Source organism: Pseudomonas sp. Marseille-QA0892, assembly GCF_054950135.1.
Genome location: NZ_CM143104.1, coordinates 246,545 through 266,906 on the forward strand (window position 1 = coordinate 246,545; position 20,362 = coordinate 266,906).

The 20,362-nt window shown below is 57.6% G+C and carries 11 protein-coding genes; 8 read left to right on the plus strand and 3 right to left on the minus strand.

Annotated features, from left to right (window positions below; all coding sequences use genetic code 11):
• The first annotated feature begins 5 nt into the window (after window positions 1–5).
• The 4 genes from ACY8D3_RS01080 to ACY8D3_RS01095 all read left to right on the plus strand — a co-directional run bounded on the left by ACY8D3_RS01080 (window position 6) and on the right by ACY8D3_RS01095 (window position 10,148).
• Complete coding sequence (locus ACY8D3_RS01080; RefSeq protein ID WP_462381139.1) at window positions 6–2,090, plus strand: acyltransferase family protein; 2,085 nt, start codon at window positions 6–8, stop codon at window positions 2,088–2,090.
• 576 nt (window positions 2,091–2,666) lie between these two features.
• The gene (locus tag ACY8D3_RS01085; RefSeq protein WP_462381140.1) at window positions 2,667–4,289 is read left to right on the plus strand and encodes a DUF4214 domain-containing protein; all 1,623 of its coding nucleotides are present in this window, start codon (window positions 2,667–2,669) and stop codon (window positions 4,287–4,289) included.
• 541 nt (window positions 4,290–4,830) lie between these two features.
• Complete coding sequence (locus ACY8D3_RS01090; protein ID WP_462381141.1) at window positions 4,831–8,073, plus strand: DUF4214 domain-containing protein; 3,243 nt, start codon at window positions 4,831–4,833, stop codon at window positions 8,071–8,073.
• A 359-nt stretch (window positions 8,074–8,432) separates the two neighbouring features.
• Window positions 8,433–10,148, plus strand: a complete 1,716-nt coding sequence (locus tag ACY8D3_RS01095) for a DUF4214 domain-containing protein (RefSeq protein ID WP_462381142.1) — start codon at window positions 8,433–8,435, stop codon at window positions 10,146–10,148.
• Window positions 10,149–10,388: 240 nt separating this feature from the next.
• On the opposite strand, the gene ACY8D3_RS01100 is transcribed toward ACY8D3_RS01095, so the two are convergent.
• Together ACY8D3_RS01100 and ACY8D3_RS01105 are read right to left on the minus strand one after the other, a co-directional pair.
• The gene (locus tag ACY8D3_RS01100; RefSeq protein WP_462381143.1) at window positions 10,389–11,729 is read right to left on the minus strand and encodes a DUF4214 domain-containing protein; all 1,341 of its coding nucleotides are present in this window, start codon (window positions 11,727–11,729) and stop codon (window positions 10,389–10,391) included.
• Window positions 11,730–11,830: 101 nt separating this feature from the next.
• Window positions 11,831–13,015: a glycosyltransferase family 4 protein gene (locus ACY8D3_RS01105; protein WP_462381144.1), complete on the minus strand. Its 1,185-nt coding sequence runs from the start codon at window positions 13,013–13,015 to the stop codon at window positions 11,831–11,833.
• A gap of 136 nt (window positions 13,016–13,151) precedes the next feature.
• On the opposite strand from ACY8D3_RS01105, the gene ACY8D3_RS01110 reads away from it, so the two are divergent.
• The 4 genes from ACY8D3_RS01110 (at window position 13,152) to ACY8D3_RS01125 (ending at window position 18,813) form a co-directional block, all read left to right on the plus strand.
• The gene (locus tag ACY8D3_RS01110; RefSeq protein WP_462381145.1) at window positions 13,152–14,567 is read left to right on the plus strand and encodes a mannose-1-phosphate guanylyltransferase/mannose-6-phosphate isomerase; all 1,416 of its coding nucleotides are present in this window, start codon (window positions 13,152–13,154) and stop codon (window positions 14,565–14,567) included.
• A gap of 42 nt (window positions 14,568–14,609) precedes the next feature.
• A complete protein-coding gene (locus tag ACY8D3_RS01115) occupies window positions 14,610–15,554 on the plus strand; it encodes an NAD-dependent epimerase/dehydratase family protein (protein WP_462381146.1) in 945 nt (314 codons plus the stop codon).
• Between the two features lie 47 nt (window positions 15,555–15,601).
• Window positions 15,602–16,612: an MraY family glycosyltransferase gene (locus ACY8D3_RS01120; RefSeq protein WP_462381147.1), complete on the plus strand. Its 1,011-nt coding sequence runs from the start codon at window positions 15,602–15,604 to the stop codon at window positions 16,610–16,612.
• Window positions 16,613–16,872: 260 nt separating this feature from the next.
• The gene (locus tag ACY8D3_RS01125) at window positions 16,873–18,813 is read left to right on the plus strand and encodes a polysaccharide biosynthesis protein (RefSeq protein WP_462384174.1); all 1,941 of its coding nucleotides are present in this window, start codon (window positions 16,873–16,875) and stop codon (window positions 18,811–18,813) included.
• Between the two features lie 186 nt (window positions 18,814–18,999).
• Here ACY8D3_RS01125 and ACY8D3_RS01130 read toward each other — a convergent pair whose 3' ends face one another.
• Window positions 19,000–19,743, minus strand: coding sequence for an RsiV family protein (locus tag ACY8D3_RS01130; RefSeq protein ID WP_462381148.1), 744 nt, complete (start codon window positions 19,741–19,743; stop codon window positions 19,000–19,002).
• Window positions 19,744–20,362: the final 619 nt, after the last annotated feature.

A 20,362-nucleotide genomic window follows, 5' to 3' on the forward strand; every position in this document is an offset into this window, starting at 1 on the left:
CGCGCATGAGCAGCACCCGGCACTTGCCCCATGTGGGCGCCTCTTACTACCCCTACATCGATGGTCTGCGCGCATTCGCCGTGCTGTCGGTCCTTATCTACCACCTTCATGGCCCCTGGTTGCCGGGCGGCTTCGCTGGCGTCGATGTCTTCTTCGTTATCTCGGGCTTTATCGTCAGCGCATCGCTGGCGAGCTATCAGGGCAAAAGCTTCGTCCAGTTTATTGGGGCTTTCTACGCGCGGCGGATTCGCCGGATCTTTCCGGCGCTTATCGTATGCTTGCTGATCACCGCGCTCGTGTCGTCGATGTTCATACCGGAGTCATGGCTCAGTGCGGTGAACAAGCAGACCGGGCTTTACGCGTTCTTCGGGTTGAGCAACTTCATCCTGGCCAGCAGTGGCCGTGACTATTTCGCCCCAACAACGGAGTTCAACCCCTATACCCATACTTGGTCATTGGCAGTTGAAGAGCAGTTCTACCTCGTCTTCCCGCTTCTCTTCATTGCCTGGCTCGTGGGTGGTCGCGGCCGCGCGCTGAGCATGGGGCTGTTCAGCGTCGGTGCGGTGGCGTCGGTCATCTATGCAGATTGGCAGTTGGGGCAGAATCCAACCGCAGCGTACTTCCTTACCCCTGGGCGTTTCTGGGAGCTCGCGGTTGGTGTGTTGATCTATCAGGCAGTTGCCGGGCGCGCTGAAACCGACCGGCCCAGCATGCGAGGCAACTTTGCGGGCGCGCTCTTCTTCCTGGTGATGTGCAGTGCATTCGTTTATTCGGATGCCAGCGACTTCCCATTCCCCGGCGCTTTGCTCGCGGTAGTGGGCACCGCCGGTGTGCTGTATGTGATGCATCGCCGTAACGGCGTGCATGTCATGCATGCATTTCTGGGGCATAAGCTGCTTACGCAGATTGGCCGGATTTCGTATTCGCTTTACCTCTGGCATTGGCCCGTCTATGTGCTGTTCCGCTGGACTGTGGGGCTCGATGAAGCCGTAACACGCATCGCCGCGGTGGCAATCGCATTCATCATGGCGATCCTGTCGTATCGTTTGGTTGAAAACCCCATTCGTGACGCCAAGAGCCTGCGCCGAATGCCGCAGACCGTCACCATTGCCTTGGGCCTGGTTTGCATCGGTATCTCCTGGCATTTGGGCAAGACGATCTACAAGAATCAATCCGAGCTTTCGCTGAGTCAGGTCACGGCCAACAAGCCGATGTGGTACCCGCATGGGCGTTCGGATAACCCCGCCTATCCCGGCTGCAACGCGGACCCGGAATACCACGATGTGAAGGGCGGCCTGCTGCTTATCTACCGCGCGAAAGGCTGCGCCGACCCGCGTCCGGAGAATCCGCGCCAGCTGTTCGTGATTGGCGACTCTCACGCACTGGCTTACGAAGGGATGTTCAAGCAATACGCCATTCGCGAAGGCATGACCGTTTATGCCTACAACAACGGTGGCTGCCCATTCATCAGCCTGCAGCCGGGCCGGGACGACGATGACGCCCGCTGCCGTGGCTATGCCGAGTCCGCACTCGAGGACATGAAAGAGCGGATGAAGGCCGGGGATGTGCTCTTCCTGGCTTCGCTCAGAATGGGGCGCTTCTCGGATCAGTGGATGTATTTCGGCGAGGAGGGTCCTGAAAACCAGATGCTCAGCAATGACGCCGTGGCAGGAAGAGAACGGGCGGCACGCAATGCGACCGGTGTGCTGACGCCGATTGCGGAGAAAGGCGTCCATATTGTCTTCGAAGGGCCCAAGCCGCTGTTTCGTTCGGTCCCGTTCCGCTGCGCGGATTGGTTCAATCACGCCAACCCGATCTGTGCACAGGGTTTCGACATACCGCGCGCCCTTCTTGAGCGCTATCGGGCACCCGTGCTGGAAGCCTATCAGGGTATTGCGGCAAAGGTGCCGGACGTCCATGTGTGGGACCCATTCCCTGTTCTGTGCCCGGGCGAGCAGTGCCAGGCCTTCGACGGCGACAAGCCGCTGTTCCTTGATGGAGATCACCTTAGCGGGTATGGCAACGAAACCCTTTTGCCATCCTTCACCGAGTACATGAGCCAATGGTTCGGCGCTGGATCTGCAAGATGATCTAGCAGCTCTAAGCCAAAAAAACCCCGCCAGTACCTGCTGGCGGGGTTTTTTTGTTCTAACGCTTCAGCTGGCACGAATCTGCCCCGTTCAATACTAGCCTTGTGATTGCTTGCCGTTAGATTGACGTGAGTTTTTTGTCGACACAGTTCTTTAAGAAGCATTGCTAACCCGACGACATTACTCGGGTTTTTGGGTTCACTACCGTTCGTCGGTGGCAGCAGAGCCGGAGGGGCGCATGATATGAGCTGTTTCGTCTCTTTTGGCTGCCTTATTTGCGATTTCAAGGTTTTTTTGACGAATAACGTGTGTTTCCGATGGCAGGGCTTATCCAATTTTATGGCGTCATGCGCTTGTCCTTAGAATTGGAAAATGTGTAGCATCGCTTCGCTTGTCATCAGAAGGCAGTCGGGCGAAGGCGCAAAAGCGCACCCCGTAGTTAAGCCCGAAGTGGCAATCGACCCATCAAGGGGGGCCATGCCCCGATGGGGCATGGCAAGCAGGCCGCGGGCCGACGGGTCCGCATTAGGAAGGTCTGTCTGTCGACTCGACTAAAGACATCGGAGAAGTTTGAAAATGGCAGTTACTGCATCGCAAGTTCAAGCGCTGTACGTGGGTTACCTCGGTCGCGCAGCTGACAAAGCAGGTCTGGATTTCTGGGTTAATGCTATCAACACTGGCGTTTCCACCCTCGAAAGCGCCGCTCTCGGTTTCACCCTGAGCGCCGAGTACAAGGCTCAGTACGACGGCCTGAGCACAGAAGATCTGGTTGGTAAGGTTTACGAGAACGTTCTGGGCCGTGCTGCTGACGCCGAAGGTAAGGCCTTCTGGGTCGCTGAGATCGCCAAAGGCACAGTAACTGCCGATACCCTGGTTGCCGCAATGGTTAACAGCCTGGGCGAGCTGGACACCAAGACCATCAACAACAAGGTCTTCGTTGCCAACGCTTACACCGCTGCAGCTGGCGATGCATACGATGCCGAAGCTGGCGCCTCCGTCTTGGAAGGCGTCAACAGCGACGCTTCAACTCTGGCTGGCAAGCTGCAATCGATCGATAACGGCCAGTTCAAAGGTCTGGTGCCCGGTCTGGCTCTGCTGCAAGGTCTGAACTCGGCTGAAGCAGCTGTTGAAGCCTATGCCAAGGCTAACACTGCATCTGTCGATCAGCTGATGAAGGACAACAAGCTTAGCTTCGACAAAGACACCAGCTTCGGTGACAAGATCATTGCTCTGTCCAGCATCAATGGTGCCACAACTCCGGTAAATGAGCTGACTGTCAAAGCAGAAAACACGCAGAAAGCCCTCGACGCTGAATTTGCAAAGCTGAGCTTCGCTCAACGTACTCTGGTCAACAAGTTTGTTGCCGCAGACAAAGCGCTTGATGCTGCCAAAGAGCCTAGCGCTGAAGAGGTCGCTGAAGCTCAGGGTCAAATCCAGGCTGCCCAGGGCTTCGCTGCTGCTGCCACTGCTGCAAAGCTGAACGTCACGACCGGTGGCGAGCTTTGGACCGCTTACGTTGACGCTTCCGATGCCGACCGTGCCAAGATTGCAGAAGCATTCAAGAACGTTTCGACTTTCACGTCGACTTTCAAGGTTGCCGCTGACAAGCAGGTAGCCTATGACAAGGCTGAAAAGGCGCAAGAGGACGCAGCGAACGCTATCGTTAGTCTTACTGGCTACACCAACGCCTACGGCGCTGACAAAGATGCCGACAAAGCACTTGCAGATGCCAAGACTGCGGATGCTGCCAAAGCTGCCGTCGAAACCTATGTGAATGCGTATGAAGCCCTGACGGACCGCGTAAGCGAGCTGAGCCAGAAGGTTGCACAGTCCACCTCTGGCTTGGTTGATGCTACTGAGGGCGATATCACTGCCGTCGGCACCGCTAAAGCCGAAACTTTCTTCTTCGGTGAGGCCGTCAAGGCGGGCGACACCTTCGCTGTCAACTTCGAAGAGAACGATCACTTCTTCATCGGGAACAGCTACACCTTCAACAAGGGCGAGCTGGCTGACGGTAACAACAACGCACTGGAGTTCTTCCTGGTCAAGGGCGAGAACGACACTAACGTGAAGCTGGTCGTTGAGGCAGTCAACTATGGCAGCCAAAACGACGGCGCTGGCGCAGCAGTTATCGAGCTGACTGGCGTTACCAGTGTTGATCAGCTGACTGTTCAGAATGGCCTGATCAGCCACGTTTGATGTAAAGAAGGCTTAGGCTTTCAAAGGAAACCGCCCTTAGGGGCGGTTTTCTTGTTTTAGAGGCTGTAGGCGGAATCCCCGGAGGGGTCTCCACCGTTTACCTCGAACGATGAGCCCAACATCCCGCTGCACTCCCGCCCGGATTTCTTATTCGTGCAAAGCTGCTACTCGCGTGCGGCGAACGTTCGTCGCGGTATCAATTGCATCGGTGGGTTACGCTTCGCTAACCCGCGCTACGAAGCTTATCCACTCTACTTGATGGGGCGACGCGGCACCGTCCATGAGCCCTCCCCGCCGCACGGTTGCATGTCGACGAGTGGCTATAAACCTGCTTCATATTTTGTCGATATTCCTTACGCAGCCGAACCGTGACAAGGACCTCATCGCCTCGGCTGCCCCTGCCTTGGCGTCAGTGGGATATGCCCCACGCCGACTGTGTGACTTCGATACCACACAGCTAGCCACCCTTATTTAGTGACCTCCAGCGCTACAGGGTCGACTGCAGCGGCTGCGTCATAATTATTCTGCAGATTTAGAAATCATGGCTGATCAAAGCTCGCTGTCGCTCGTTCAATCGCTTTATGTGGCTTATTACGGTCGTCCGGCAGACCCGGACGGGCTCGCGTTCTGGGCAAAAAGTCTGGAGGACAATGGCGGTAACGTGAATGCCATCCTCAATGACTTTGGCAACTCTCCCGAATACACACAGCGCTTCTCGGGGTTGGACGATGCCACGCTGGTGAATAATCTCTACCAGCAGTTGTTCGGCCGCGATGCCGAGCCAGAAGGGTTAGCTTTCTACACTGGGCTTTTGGCCGGCGGCAGCCAGAGCCTTGCAGAGATTGCGCATACGATCGGCAGCATTGCGCAGGGCGTGGACCGCCAAGTGTTGGAGGGCCGAGTTCAGGTCGCGAATGCTTTCACCAAGCAGCTGGACACCGCAGAGGAACTCCAGGCGTACGGTACCGAGCGGGGCATCGAGATCGGTCGCACGTACCTGCAGGAGGTCACAGCGGTTAACGGTACCGTTTCCGTTATCACGAAAGTCGTCGACGTGGTGGCCACGCTTTTGCCAAGCAGCCCAGTCCCTACCCCGGCGCCAACGCCGGGTGGCGGCGGCGATATACCTGCCGCGCCTACGTTCGAAGTAAAAACCACAGGCGGCGTATTGGAGTTTGCAGGTACCCAAACAGGCCCGATCACGGCCTCCTTGCTGAATGACGGAAGCGTTGAGTTTGTACGCGGTGAGCTTAAGGCAGTCGTCTCGCCGGCCGCCTTGAGCGACGTACAGGTTATCCAGCTTGGTAGCGCCTCTTTGACGGCACCGACCTCCTTGGTGACCGGGCACATGGTGTTCGGGGTGGGTAGTCTCCAAATCGAGGACGTCACGGCGGAGACGGATCTGTCCGGTGTTTCAGGTGCCGTGAACGTGACCGCATTTATTACGCAGCCGCTCAACCTGAGCCAGGCCAGTGGCTTGGGCTCGGTGGATACGTTCGTCATCGTAAGCGGCGTCACACCAACGTTGTCGGTGTTGCAGGCGAGCCACGTAGTAGGCGCAGGTACATACAGCCTGCAGGACTCAGCGGGCAATCTACTTGCAGCCAGCGCAAACTCACTTGCCAACGCCGTGAGCCTTGCGGTTGATGGTCAGCCGAGTATTGCCGAGCTCACCCAGCTGAGCATAGCGAAACCTGTCATTGCTCCCATGTCCTATAACTCGGTAAGCGGCACGGCCAGTGAGCTGACTGCAGACGCCGCCAAGCCCGACGGTTTTGTCAAGGCAGACACCGATATCACTGTCACGGACGCTATCGACATCAGCGGATTGGCGGCCGTCCATGCCGTCACCTCCGGTACGGTCATCGCGGATAATCTCGTCGACACCATTGGCCATCTCGTGTCGGGTAGCGTGGCTCATCCGTACATCACGTCGGGTACGAATGTGCAGGTGACGGATTTCGCGTCGGTAGCGGAAGTCCAGGAACTTGACCTTGCCAATGGCGACGGCACCCTGGCGTATTCCCTGCTCGATACCTACGCCAGTCTTCGCGCTGCAGATTCGCTACTGGTGACCGGTGCTTCCGAAGTGGCACTTAGCACGCTGGACCTGGGTGAAGTCACGGTCGCTGATATTCAGGCCGTACTTAAAGCAGGATTGCTCAATGGCACGGGTGGTACTCCAGTCGTCCTGTCCGACCTTACCTACAAGCTTGCCGATGCTGCTTTTGCGCTTACTGTTAGAGGTGCGGAGGACATCGTCAAGCAGGCAACGGATGTGACGGCTACAACGGATGCGACGGTCGCACAGGCGGTCGTGTTGTATGGCCTGGATACTGCCGCTACCTATAATGTTGCGGACTCTGCCCGCGCGCTGGTGTCGGGTGATGCCACGGTTATAACGCACGCAGTCGACGTGACCGCTACCACCACGGCGAACGCGGTAGAGGCCCAGGTCATTCAAGGGCTCGGTGGCAGCATTGGCAAGGTCACGTATAGCGTTGCCGACACATTCGCGAACCTGAGTGCAAACCTTGACGGTGCAAACCATGCTCACAACCTTACCGTGCAATGGAATGGCTCCCTCACCGCTGCGCAGGCCAATACGGCCGCAGCGTGGATCAATACCGGGCTGACGAGCCTGGGCAGCATCATCGACACGGCGGCGAGCATCAATACGTTTGTCGGTGCGCATGCTGAGGGTAACACTCTGACGTATCAATTTCAGGTCAACGACTCGGCCTCGAACATTATCAATCAGCTAAACAGTGCGTCGGACGGCTCACAGCTGTATTTCGTGAAGGGTAATGGCGGGACGCTGGATGGGGATCAAAGCGTTACGTCGATCCATGTCAATGGTGCGTTTTCCGTGTCTGAAGCCAAGACATTTTGGGATGCCATTCAGCCGGTATTCGGCAGCGACAATAGCACTGCGACCAAGACGTACTACGTAATCAGCGATGCGTTGAGTGCCTACACAAATACAGCCGTCGAGCACTCCAGCGTGCAGCTGGCTGATAGCCGCACCGTAATTGGTACGGCGGCAGACGTCCACGCGGCGCAAAGCAACTATCTGTCGCCGAATCATGACATCTTCGACCTTCTCAATGCTGCGGATCATCTCAATGTCAGTGGAAGTGACGGCAGCCAGGTTATCTATGGATCAAAAGGTAGCGATTTTATTCTTGTCGGGAATGGTGACGATGCGGTCTATGCCGGAGCCGGCGACGATGTCATCTATGGTGGGGCCGGAGCAGATTATCTCCATGGCGGCGCCGGCAGAGACACGATCTACGGGGGTGACTCGGCAGCTGATACGTCTTCACCCTTCTACTACAAACCTACCAACGTGATTGTAGGCGGAACGGGCGGCGACAACATGTTCGGTAGTTCTGATTACGATAGGTTCGTCTACGAGGGCCGTACCAAAGATGCACTTGTCGCAGAGTCCGGCACGTACTGGGACACGCGGGATTACATAAGCAATTTTTCTCAGGGTGATTCAATCGTCTTCCAAAATGTGCAAAACCTTCAGTTCCTCGGCTCGGGCTCAGGCAACAATGCGTCTGCGGTTGAAGCGGGCACGCTGGGCTTGTCCATCCGTTACGATAAGGGTGTGAATGTGCAGAACTGGTATGGTAACGGTACTGTGCAGGCAACCCTTGTGAGCATAGATATCGCTGATGCCAAGGGGCAGTTCGACAACGTCGCGGATATGCACATCGTATTGGTGGGCAATATTGATATAAACGCATCCGGCAATATGCTCACTTTTGGTGCATGACAGATAACCCGCCATAATCTCGCACGGCGGCGATGTACCGGCATTAACGAAAAACCCGCACCTGCGGGTTTTTCGTTATGGAGAAAAGCGTTAAAGATCCTAGGGCAGGACTCTTCCCGCCACAACAGAATTTATCGTTTCATCCTTTACAAAACGGCTGGTTATGCTACCCGCTCGCTCGCCGACGAATGGTTAGTTGGTTTGGCTCGTTTTTGGAACCCTGATCGTAATTTTGTGGTTAATTTCTATAACCCGGCTGTACGTAGTTGTTGCGCCAAAGTGGTGCGCATGTCGTTGGGAGACAAGACGACGGACTGAGCCTCGCCTCACGTCCAACTACCAAGATGGAGATTTCGTAGATGGCAACCGTATCCGTATCGCAGGTACAAGCGCTTTATGTAGGCTTTCTGGGGCGTGCCGCCGACCAGGCGGGTTTGAATTTCTGGCTGGACGCGGTCCGCACTGATGTGTCGACTCTTGAGTCCGTAGCGCTTGGCTTTACGCTAAGTGAGGAATATCAGTCTCTATATGGAGACCTTTCAACCGATGAGCTTGTATCTGCGATCTATCAGAATGTATTGGGACGTGAGCCGGACGCAGAAGGTCAAGCGTTCTGGGTCAATGAACTAAACAGCGGTGCTCGCACGCCGGACACGCTTTTGGCAGGCATGATTAACAGCCTTGGCGCAATTGACCAGTCGACGCTCGATAACAAGGTTATCGTTGCAAACTACTACACTCAGATCGCCGGCGATCAGTACAATGCTGCTGCCGGTGCTCAAATCATTTCTGGTGTTACGAACAATCCGCAAACAGTTGCAGCTGCGATTCAGAGTCTGGAAGATGGTAACCTGCCTGGCCTGGTGCCTGGTTTGGGCCTCTACAACACACTTGTTGCTGCTCAATCATCGCTCGAGTCGTTCGGTACTAATCTAGCCGAGACTAATCCTGATCTGGATGCGGACGACGACGGTAATGTCACTCTCGCGGAAGCCAACACTGCTCTGCAGGACGCGATTGACGCACGCGACAACGTTTCTGGCGAAACTACCACTACGCTTAGTCTCAACGTTCAAAACGCTGAAGCTGCCGTCGCCAACGCGCGGACCGCGGTAAACGGTACCCAGGCAGGTGCTACTGCTCTTACCAATTATGAGTCTGCTCTTGCTGCTCAGGCAGCATTGTCCGATAACGATCCGGCCGCTGAGGCGGCAGCGCAGGGTGGCTTCAATACCGCAGTTAGTGCCACTGGTTCGACGGTTTCTTACGCGTCGCTGGACGCGCTGGCGCCAAGCGTGAGCATCACTGATTACGCTAGCCTGTACTCTGCATTGACCAGCACTACGCTGGTTCAGAGCGAGCGCGACGCTTTGGTCCAGTCAGTAAGCAGCGTTGCTAACTTCGGCCAGCAGGTCGTGAATCTGGCAAACAACGATTTGGCCATCGCTCGAGCTGACGCGGCTGTATCTCAAGCGACCACTGCCCTGCAGGGCGTAACCGCCGGGCAGAATTACCTGAACGCAGTCACCGCCCGTGACACGGCGGCTGACCTGCTTGCAGACGCGCAAGAGGCCGACGCTGCCGTTGCTGGTATCCAGCAGATTGTTGACCAATATGAAGCCTTGGATACTGCCGTAGCTGATGCGCAGGCGGCATTCGATAACTTCGCAGCCAACAACCTGGGTGTTACCTTCCAAGACATCACTATAGGTACGACCTTCACCGCAGTTGCGGGTAATGATGTATTCGTCTTCGGCTCGGATGTAGAGGCGTCTAATGACGTGGCTATTACAGGGTTCGGGGCGTCGGGTAACGACTATATTATCCTTGGTCAGGGCCTGACTGCAGGCACAACGGTCGGTGCGGGCGACAACAACGTACTGGAGTACTTCCTCACCCAGGGCGCAAACGGTGCGCAGCTCGTTATCGAAACCTCCAATTTCGGTAGCAGCACGCTTACCGTCGGTGCCAACGGCACAATTACCGCATCCCCTGATGCGGCCGTGATCACACTCACCGGCGTGAACGTGGAAGATATCCAAGTCAACAATGGTGTCCTGACAGTCGCTGCCTAACTGTCGTGTATCCGCCCCGGCCGCCTCTGCGGCCGGCGTGGATTCGCAAAAAAGCCCGCAATGCGGGCTTTTTTGTTTCCGGTAATAGCGGGCAACCTTGATGCTGTGAACCTATAGCTGCCGAATGCCGAATGCCGAATGCCGAATGCCGAATGCCGAATGCCGGATGCAAAAGCGGTGCATCGCTAGCATCGCTAGCATCGGGCAAATGGCGCAGACGCCGCTGCAACGATGAAACTCTTATCCCAGCCAAATACCGTTCTGGATCACCGGTGCGACCAATGCTTGGTTCTCGGGGCTTTCTGAGAAATAAGCGAGCATGTGGTAATGGTCCAGCCCAGCATTGAGTTGGTCCATCCAATAGTTGTAACCCTCGCCGTCCGGCCCGCGGCCCAATACGTTCATGTAGTAACGCGTGAGGACGTCATCGTTGCTTGGCTGCGTACCGTAGATGCCCTGATACTCCGGGCTGGTAGTGAACAGCTCCGCTACCTGATGTAGCCCGTAGCCCTTGTCCATCTCGCCGATCCAGAACTTCAGGCCTGGGGTGTCGGGTTTGCGGTCGAACGCAGCCTGGTATACCCGATAAGCCATGCCTGCCGTTGCGCCGCCGCCTACGTCGATCGCCATGGTGCCGTCGTAGAAGTCTATGCGTTCAATGCCAATCAACAGATCCTTGTCGGCGGCGCGTGCGTTCGACGCAACAACGTAGCCACCCATCGTCGATGTGACGGTGTAGGAATCGTGTCGTGCGTTGTAATTGACGACGTCGAGACCGCCGTTACCACTGAAGGTCTCCGGCTGGTTGGTAGCGTAGAAGCGATCCGGGCCTGGGGTACCGATCCGAACCGGCATACTTTCCGAAACCTCAAGACCGGCGAGCATCCGGTCATTAAGCGTCATTTCGCGGACCAGATAATCGTAGGTAAGCGAAATATCCGTCCAATGACTGGTCGTTTCGCTGCCGCTGGATTTCACGCCGATGAGCTGTGGTACGCCATTCTCCATCACGTACAGAGGACCGCCGGAACTACCGGGGCCCATTATGTCCGTGCCGCCAACTGAGTTGTACGTGGAGAAGAATGAGTCTGCTCGTACGAAACCGTTGCCGTACATCATGCCGGTGCCGTCTTCGGGGTAGCCAATTTGCTCCGCGAAAACCATGCTTTCGTAGCCTGGGTTCAGGTTGAACCAGCCCAGCTGGTCACCGATAGGCTTGTCGATGCCGATCACGGCAACGTCATATTCACTCTCGCGGCTGGTAAGTGTTTCGTTGTCGTCGTCTTCGAATACGCGGTCGGGCCAGCCGTATAGCCGCCAATTGAACGAATCGAGCTTGATCAGCGGCTCGCTCTCGAAACGGTTGAGTCGCTGGTTGTAGTCGACACCTGGATAGATCTGGATGTCCGTCGCCCAACCACCGTTGTCGGGAGAGTAAACCAGATGCGTAGCGGTGAGGATGTCGTTACGGCCAACAAGCGCGCCCGTACCGGAGAACTGCGTGCCGTCAGCGAAGGTGGTGACGATGAAGGTAACTGCGCTGAACGGCTGTTCGGTGCGGTGGGTAATTTCTCTGATCATTCAAGCCTCTGTGAGCGCTTCCGTGCCGAATTGGAAGCGCTCTATACCGCTTGGCTTGCGGTAGGTCAAAAACTAACCGATGAACAGGCCATCATCTTGACTCAGCGGGCCAATTCGATGGTGGTGCGGTAGGCGTCCAATGTCCGGCTCGCGCAGCGCTGCCAGGTGAATTCAGATGCCTTGGCGAGGCCCATTTGAGTCATGCGTTCGAGCGTTATCTGATCTGCGAGGATACGTTCCATCTCGGCCGCGAGGGCGCCACTGTTGGATGGGTCCACCAGCAAGCCGCAATCCGCCGCGAACTCGGCCATCGAGGTGCCTTGGCTGGTTATGACCGGTACCCCGGATCGCATGGCCTCGAGCACGGGCAGGCCAAAGCCTTCATAAAGGGACGGATAGACGAACAGACCGGCGCCAGCATAAAGCGTGTAGAGGTCTTCGTTGGACACATAGCGCAGATGCTTCAATCCGTGCGTTTGGCTCAGCGTGTCGATGCGTGCCTGCAGCTCCTGGTTCTTCCAGCCAGGTGCGCCCGCCAATACCAATGGCCAGTGTTCACGCAGCGCGGTGGGAAGCGCGCACCACGCATCAAGCAGTACATCGATGCCCTTGCGCGGCTCCAGGCTCGCAACGAACAGGATATAGCCTTTGTGACGCAGCCCGTGCGGCGCACGGAACTGCGCCGTGTCGTCAGCGCTACGCGGGTGGAACTGTTCGGAGGCGCCAAGGTGGATGGCCTGGACTCGCTCCGGGGCGATGCCCATGTCGTCCACAAGCTCGCGCCGAATGATTTCCGAAGGCGTGATGATGAGGTCGGCGCGCTCCAGTGTCTTGGGGAGCTGACCGCCAATCCACGCCACGCGCTCAGCTGGATGATGCTGTGGATAATGAATGAACGACAGATCGTGAATTGTCGTGACGCATGGCCCGTCGTGGGGTTTCAGAATGAAGTTTGGCTCGTGGTACAGATAGCTGCGGCGACGTTCGGCCTGGCGGCGCAGGGCATATGCGTGCATGGCGGCCCTGGCGCGGTAGGCGCCTGGCACTCTGCGGAGCAGGGAGCGGAGCCGGAACCCGTTCGTTACGCCTTGCTGCTGATCGGACTTGGCACTGCCCTGAACGCATGCGCTGACGGCGTGCTCGGCAGTGAAAAACTCGGTACCAGAGAAGCACTCGATCTGGTCGACGCCTGGAAGCGAAGGAAGGTGGCGCAGCAGGTTGAGGGTATAGTTGCCGATACCGGTGAGCGGTGGGTGCAGCGATTCTGTATTGAGCAGTATGTTCATTGTGGGATCTTGTCTCAGCGATGGCCGGAGTGTAACAGGACTCCTGTGGGACGAGTGGGCGCCCGGGCATGAGCGCAAGTTGCATGGCGCTTGGCTGCCTCGGATAATGTCCGCTTCTTTCGTCCCAGGTTTCCCCATGTTCACACCCGTTATCCTCGCTGGTGGCAGCGGTTCGCGCTTGTGGCCCTTGTCCAGACAGAGCTACCCGAAGCAGTTTCTCGCGCTCAATGGTGCCTCGGCCGAGAGCATGTTCCAGCAGACGCTGGCACGCCTGGCTGGGCTGGAGCACAGCGCCCCCATCGTCGTAACGAACGAGCAGCATCGCTTCCTGGTCGCTGAGCAGTTACGTTTGGCAGGGCGCAGTTCGAAGCAGATCATTCTGGAGCCAATCGCACGTAACACAGCGCCAGCGATCGCGCTCGCTGCATTCGAGGGAATGAAGGGCGGCGGTGATCCGATCTTGCTGGTCATGCCTGCCGATCATCACATCGCTGACGAAGCGGAATTTCGCAATGTGCTTGCCGCCGGCCAGGCATTGGCCGAGAACGGTCACCTGGTGACGTTTGGCATCAAGCCGACCTCGCCCGAAACGGGGTTTGGTTACATCGAGTGCGGCGCGCCGCTGCCACACGGCGGCCACACCATCGCGTCGTTCAAGGAAAAGCCTGCTCTGGAGCAGGCTCAGGCCTATCTGCAATCGGGCGTCTTCTTGTGGAATGCCGGTATTTTCATGTTCCGGGCGTCCCGCTTCCTGAATGAGCTGAAGACGTTTGCACCATCGATATATTCGACCAGCAAGGCGGCCTTCGAGGGTGCTGAGCCGGATCGGCACTTCCTGCATGTGACCTCTGAGCTCTTCGCCCGCTGCGATGACCTCGCTGTCGACTATGCCGTCATGGAACGTACCGAGGCAGGAGCAGTGGTTCCGCTCGCTGCAGGGTGGAACGACCTGGGCAGTTGGGCCGCCATCTGGGAAGTCAGCGAGCGGGACGCTCAGGCCAATGTCACGAAGGGTGATGTCCTATGCGTGGATACGCAGGGCAGCCTCGTTCATGCGGGGCATCGTCTGGTTGCAGCTGTCGGCGTCAAGGATCTGGTGATCGTTGAGACGAAGGACGCTGTACTGGTTGCGAACCGCTCGGAGACTCAGGCCATCAAAGAGGTTGTGCGCAAGCTGGAGTCGGATGGCCGCACAGAACATGCCGCACATCCAATGGTCAGCCGTCCGTGGGGGCATTACGATACCGTGGATCACGGCGAGCGTTATCAGGTCAAGCGCATCACCGTGCTGCCGGGGGAATGCCTCTCACTGCAATTGCACTACCATCGTGCTGAACACTGGATAGTGGTATCGGGCACCGCGAAGGTGGTTTGCGGCGACGCCGAGACGATCCTGTCAGAGAACCAATCCACCTACATCCCGCTTGGTGTAAAGCACTCCTTGTCAAATCCTGGCAAGGTGCCTTTGGAGCTGATCGAGGTTCAGTCCGGTATCTATCTGGGGGAGGACGATATTGTCCGCTTCGAGGACCGGTATGGCCGGGTCAAGTAAGCGGGTGGCCATCTCCCAGGGGCGGCATACGCTGCAGGTAGCATGAAAGTTCTCGTTACGGGCGGCACCGGGTTCGTTGGTCGAGCGCTGGTTCGTGCCCTTTCCGAGCGGGATATCGACTGCCTGCTTGCGGCGCGCAAACCCATTTCGCCGGCCTCGCACCCTGTGTTTCTTTTCGAAGGGCTCGACCGTCCGACGGACTGGACGGGCGCCCTTGCCGGAACCGATGCAGTCATCCACTCTGCAGCCCGCGTTCATCTTGCCGGCGATGGTCCGGGTGCGGCGGATGCACACCGCCGAATCAATACCGAAGCCACGCTGGAGTTAGCCAGACAAGCTGCCGTTGCAGGTGTGCAGCGATTCGTTTTCGTCAGTACCGTAAAGGTGATGGGAGAGAGCTCCAGGCCGGGCCGCCCGTTCACATACGACGACATTCCTATGCCTGTTGGCGCTTATGCGACTTCGAAGCGAGATGCCGAGGTGGGATTGCGCGCTATCGAGGCCGAAACCGGCATGGATGTCGTAATCGTGAGACCGCCGTTGGTCTACGGGCCGGGCGTACGTGCCAACTTCCTGCAGATGTATCGATGGGTCAACGCGGGCATCCCGCTACCGCTCGCTGCCATCGACAACCAGCGCAGCCTGTTGGCGCTCGATAACCTTGTCGACTTGTTGGTTCGTTGCCTGCTTGAGCCAAAGGCGGCAGGCCAAACGTTCCTGGCTTGTGACGGTCAGGACCTGTCTACGGCTGACCTCATCGAGAAGCTTGCGGCTGCCTGCGGGAAGCGCGCGAGGCTCTTCTCGATGCCGGAAGGACTCGCTCGACTGGCCGGTTCGCTGCTCGGCAAACGCGAGGCAATTCGGCGCTTGTATGAAAGTTTGCAGCTGGACGACGGTCACACCCGGTCTGTATTGAGCTGGAACCCGCCGATCAGTGTCGACGAGGCACTGGAGAAGGTCGTTCGAGACCTGAGGGTCAATTCTTAACGCACCTGCATTGCCGGCTGGATGCGGCAATGATACAGAGGGATTTGATGGCTTTTTTCGTATGGCTAGCCGTACCGTTTGCACTGTCTGTACTACTTACTTGGGCGATGCGCAGGTACGCGGTGCATCGCCGCTTGATGGACACACCTAATCTGCGCAGCTCGCATTCCGTTCCTACGCCAAGAGGCGGGGGGCTATCGATCGTGCTGGTGTTTTTGCTCTGGTGCGTATTCGCCTTTGAAAGCCAGCCGTCGCTATTGATCTCGTTCCTCGGAGCAGGTGGGGCAGTTGCACTCATCGGGTTTCTGGATGATCACGGTCATGTTCCCGCACTTGGCCGTCTGCTTGTGCATGTGCTGGCGGCAGCCTGGATGTTGTATTGGATTGGCTTGAACGGTGTGGCTGCACTGTTAGGGGATAGTGCATTTGCACTAGCCGCCGGGGCAATCGCGGCCACGCTCTACCTGGTCTGGTTGTTAAACCTATATAACTTCATGGATGGCATCGATGGTATAGCCGGCGCGGAAGGCTGCTTCGTTGCATTGGGCGGTGCGCTGTTGTTCTGGATGGCGGACGCGTGGCAAGCAATGTGGCTTTGTGCGTCCTTGGGCGCTGCGATTGCAGGCTTTCTCGTCTGGAACGTTCCGCCGGCGCGAATTTTCATGGGTGACGTTGGCAGCGGGTTTGTAGGTCTGGTGCTTGGCGGTTTGTCTTGTGTAGCAGCGGAGGCCGATCCCGATCTGTTCTGGTCCTGGCTGATTCTGCTGGGGGTTTTTATAGTGGATGCGACTTGGACGCTTGCCCGTCGCGTGTTGAGGGGGGAAAACCCACTCCAGGCGCATCGCAGCCATGCCTACCAGCGGCGATCGAGGGCGTTTGGTAGCCACGCGGTGGTCACGATCGGAGTCACCGTCATCAATCTCTGCTGGCTCCTGCCAATGGCAGGACTGGTTGCTGCTCAGGTGCTGCCTGGCCCTTTAGGGCTGGCGATCGCGTATATCCCGCTTTGTTTGCTGGCATGGTCATCAGGGGCGGGACTCGCAGACGATGCGCAGTGAACCTTTCTATCGCGCAGTGCCCCAATGGTATTGCTGCGCGCCGTCCCGATTGGTCTTCAAATGACTTATATCACGCATCAGCGCAGCCTCCGGCCCTGTCCCAGCGACGCTGTAGTAGGCTTGGTCAGAGATGGCGCGGGTTACAGGCCGTGTCTGGCGTCGGTCATGAAGGGGAGGTGCGCTGAACCTTGGCAACGATAAGTGTAAGAATTCGCGAGTGGCTGGTGCGTCTGCCGCGCCGTCAAAAGCGTCTTGTACAAATGTCAGTGGACGTCGTCCTGGTCTGGCTATCGCTGTGGCTGGCATTCGTTCTGCGGCTTGGCTTCGATAGTCGTATCGATCCGTTCGATGAGCACCTCTGGCTGTTCCTGAGCGCCCCGGCGATCGCCATTCCGGTATTCATTAGGCTGGGTATGTATCGGGCCGTGATGCGATATTTCGGCAACGATGCATTGGTGAGCATCTTCAAGGCCGTGAGCCTGGCAGCGCTATTGCTGGCGTTGCTCATGTTCCTCAATCGTGAAACTGACGCGCTGATCCCCCGGTCCGCCATATTCAATTATTGGTGGCTTAGTCTGATGCTGATCGGTGGCCTGCGGTTGGTATTGCGGCACTACTTCCTGGGCGATTGGTATGGCGCCATTCGCCATGTCCCATTCGTACCCAAGCGGTCTGGAATGCCACGCGTTGCTATTTGGGGGGCGGGACAGGCAGGCAATCAGTTGCTGAACGCGCTGCGCATAGGTCGAACGATGGATCCAGCGGCGTTCATCGATGATGATCGCAACCTTTCAAACCGAATCATTTCGGGCCTCAAGGTTTACAACCCCAAGCACATCCAGCAGATGTTGGATGAAACAGACGTTACGGAGGTTCTGCTCGCGATGCCATCAGCCTCACGCCGGCGGCGACGCGAAATACTGGCAGAACTGGAGCAGTACCCCATTCATGTCCGGACAGTGCCAGGGTTCATGGATCTAGCCTCTGGACGTGTTCAGGTCGAGGATATCCAGGAAGTCGACATCGCGGATCTTCTTGGTCGGGAGGTCGTGCCGCCAAGGCAGGAATTGTTCGAACAGTGTATCCGCGGTCAGGTTGTGATGGTGACCGGTGCGGGAGGCTCGATCGGCGCCGAACTGTGTCGCCAGATCATTACCAATGAGCCGACTACACTCATCCTGTTCGAACATTGCGAGTTCAACCTCTACAGTATCCATTGTGAGCTGGAGCGCCGCCTGGATCAGGAGTCGCTCCCGATCACCCTAGTACCGATGCTTGGTTCAGTCCGTAATTTCGAGCATATGGAGGCGGTGATGCAGTCCTGGCGAGTGGATACTGTCTACCATGCTGCGGCATACAAGCATGTGCCTATGGTCGAGCACAATATCGCTGAAGGTGTGCTCAATAACGTTCTGGGGTCGCTGTACACGGCGCAGGCAGCCTTGGCTGCGGGTGTGGCCAACTTCGTGCTGATTTCCACGGACAAGGCGGTGCGACCTACCAACATCATGGGCAGTACCAAACGCCTTGCCGAAATGGTACTGCAGGCATTGGCCAATGAGTCCGCTCCCGTCCTGATGCACGGTGCGTCATCCGTCCATCGCGTCAACAAGACCCGCTTCACCATGGTGCGTTTCGGTAATGTGCTGGGCTCATCGGGCTCCGTCATTCCGCGCTTCTATGAGCAGATCCGTCGTGGTGGCCCCGTGACAGTGACGCACCCGAACATCACCCGGTACTTCATGACGATTCCGGAGGCAGCCCAGTTGGTTATCCAGGCCGGCTCCATGGGGCAGGGCGGGGATGTCTTCGTGCTCGATATGGGCGAGCCGGTGAAGATCGTGGACCTGGCCGAGAAGCTGATTCGCCTGTCCGGGTCGAGCGTTCGCTCCGAGAAGAACCCACACGGCGAAATTGCCATCGAGTTCAGTGGCCTCCGCCCGGGCGAGAAGCTCTATGAAGAGCTACTGATTGGGGACGAAGGCGTTACGCCGACGGATCACCCCATGATCATGCGTGCCAATGAAGAGTACCTGCCTTGGGAGGAGCTCAAGCGCGTGATTCAGCAGTTGCTCGATGCGATTCGCAACGATGACTACACGCGGGTGCGTCAGCTGCTGCGCGAGACCGTGAGTGGGTACGTTCCGGAGTGCGAGATTGTGGACTGGCGCTACTTGCAGGAGCGTAGCGGGAAGCAATGAGACGTAGGGCGGATTAGGCTATGACAGGCTAATCCGCCTACGGATTGTGTCGTCTTATCGCTCGTCGTCGAAGCCTTCGCTCTCTGCCCAGCGTGTGGGCGCCATGCCCGTCTCTGGCACCTGATAGTCACGCCATTCACCCAGCGCCCTTCGCGTTCGAGCCCAGGCCGCCCAACGGCGATCAGGTCAACGCATGTACTCAGGCCTGAGTACGCCGTTGAGCTCTGAATACGGAATCATCAGTTCGGGATGGCCTGTCGAGTACGGTGCGATCGCGTAGACATCGTATTTGAGGTAAACGCCTTTTTGACCGAACGCGACGTTCTCGGTCTGCTGGAAGGGCCAGCTCTCCAGATATTCCGCATCATTGTCTAGCCCTTCTTTCTTGAGCCAGCGCTGATGCGCTTGCCGGGCCTTTTCCCAGAAGGCATTTTCCATTCCTGGATTGAGCACGTCTTCCAGCATGATCACGCGTTTGGCTTTCACGTCGTAGTTGATGAAGCCACGGCCCGGCATGCCATGCGCGCCCCCTGTTTGCAGGTAGCTCGAAAGTTCGATGAGGATGATACGGTCATCCTGCTCACGGACCGCTGCCTGGAGGTAGCTGATCCAGCCCGGCTGCGCCTGGGCGAAAAAGGCCTGCTCGTACTCCTGGAGTGAAATCGCCAGGGGCGCGTCATCCTGCAGGCGGGTAAATTCCAAGAGGCGCTGCTCGATGATGGGGTTGAGCTCGCGCTCATCCAGAAAGCGCAGCGTATCCACGTTGACGAGGGGGCAATCCTTGCCTTCGCAGCCGGGTTGGGTGTGCTCCCATTTGATGCTTTGGAATTGCGCGCCTGGCTTTGGTGCAAGGCTGGTGCTTTGGCACGCGGCCAATGCAATGAGCAGTGCGGTGGCGGAAAACAGCTTGAGGAGGGGCGTAACGTTCATGCGGTCCTTGGTCTGTAGCGGGGACGTTTGCGCTGTAGTGCCTTTCGTCGCGGTGTCGATAGGCTGGCGGCTCCAACTATTGAATTCCAGCGGGGCGATCCCCTATTCAACGTAAGCACCCAGCGGGATGGAAACGGGCATTGTTCGCTTCGATTCTCGAGAGACGCGGAAGTTTACAACCAGCGCATACCCTGCCGCGCTTGCGGGTGGCAATACATCCTTTGGAGCCTGATGTGGGCGGCGTTAGACAGAATCTGACTGCTGCTCTGCCTGGCCCTACGAGCCGGCACCCGAACCAGGCAGGCCGGCAACGTATTGGCGGACGCCCTGCGCGACGGTTCGAATGCAGCATCGCGCGATAATCCCGCTGGGTTGGTGTCTACCTTGCAGCGGGGGTATGTGCATCCTCGCGCGTTTTCGAATACCGTAAGCAACACGCCGTAAGGTGCAGCGCTTGTAGGCACTGCACGTACGGCAGACGTTCAGGCCACGGCTCGGATGCCTGGCCCATGGTGCAAGCATCGAGGGTTGCCCTCGTTGTGAGCAACGCCTCGCCGGAAGCGCTGAGGGTTGCTGGCAATGTCGATTCGCATTGCATGCTTCCCCTGAATCCAATACG

Excerpts from the sequence above, each read along its gene's own strand:
- ACY8D3_RS01080 (WP_462381139.1), top strand. The coding sequence starts at position 6 with ATGAGCAGCACCCGGCACTTGCCCCATGTGGGCGCCTCTTACTACCCC.
- ACY8D3_RS01085 (WP_462381140.1), top strand. The coding sequence starts at position 2,667 with ATGGCAGTTACTGCATCGCAAGTTCAAGCGCTGTACGTGGGTTACCTC.
- ACY8D3_RS01090 (WP_462381141.1), top strand. The coding sequence starts at position 4,831 with ATGGCTGATCAAAGCTCGCTGTCGCTCGTTCAATCGCTTTATGTGGCT.
- ACY8D3_RS01095 (WP_462381142.1), top strand. The coding sequence starts at position 8,433 with ATGGCAACCGTATCCGTATCGCAGGTACAAGCGCTTTATGTAGGCTTT.
- ACY8D3_RS01100 (WP_462381143.1), bottom strand. The coding sequence starts at position 11,729 with ATGATCAGAGAAATTACCCACCGCACCGAACAGCCGTTCAGCGCAGTT.
- ACY8D3_RS01105 (WP_462381144.1), bottom strand. The coding sequence starts at position 13,015 with ATGAACATACTGCTCAATACAGAATCGCTGCACCCACCGCTCACCGGT.
- ACY8D3_RS01110 (WP_462381145.1), top strand. The coding sequence starts at position 13,152 with ATGTTCACACCCGTTATCCTCGCTGGTGGCAGCGGTTCGCGCTTGTGG.
- ACY8D3_RS01115 (WP_462381146.1), top strand. The coding sequence starts at position 14,610 with ATGAAAGTTCTCGTTACGGGCGGCACCGGGTTCGTTGGTCGAGCGCTG.
- ACY8D3_RS01120 (WP_462381147.1), top strand. The coding sequence starts at position 15,602 with ATGGCTTTTTTCGTATGGCTAGCCGTACCGTTTGCACTGTCTGTACTA.
- ACY8D3_RS01125 (WP_462384174.1), top strand. The coding sequence starts at position 16,873 with ATGTCAGTGGACGTCGTCCTGGTCTGGCTATCGCTGTGGCTGGCATTC.
- ACY8D3_RS01130 (WP_462381148.1), bottom strand. The coding sequence starts at position 19,743 with ATGAACGTTACGCCCCTCCTCAAGCTGTTTTCCGCCACCGCACTGCTC.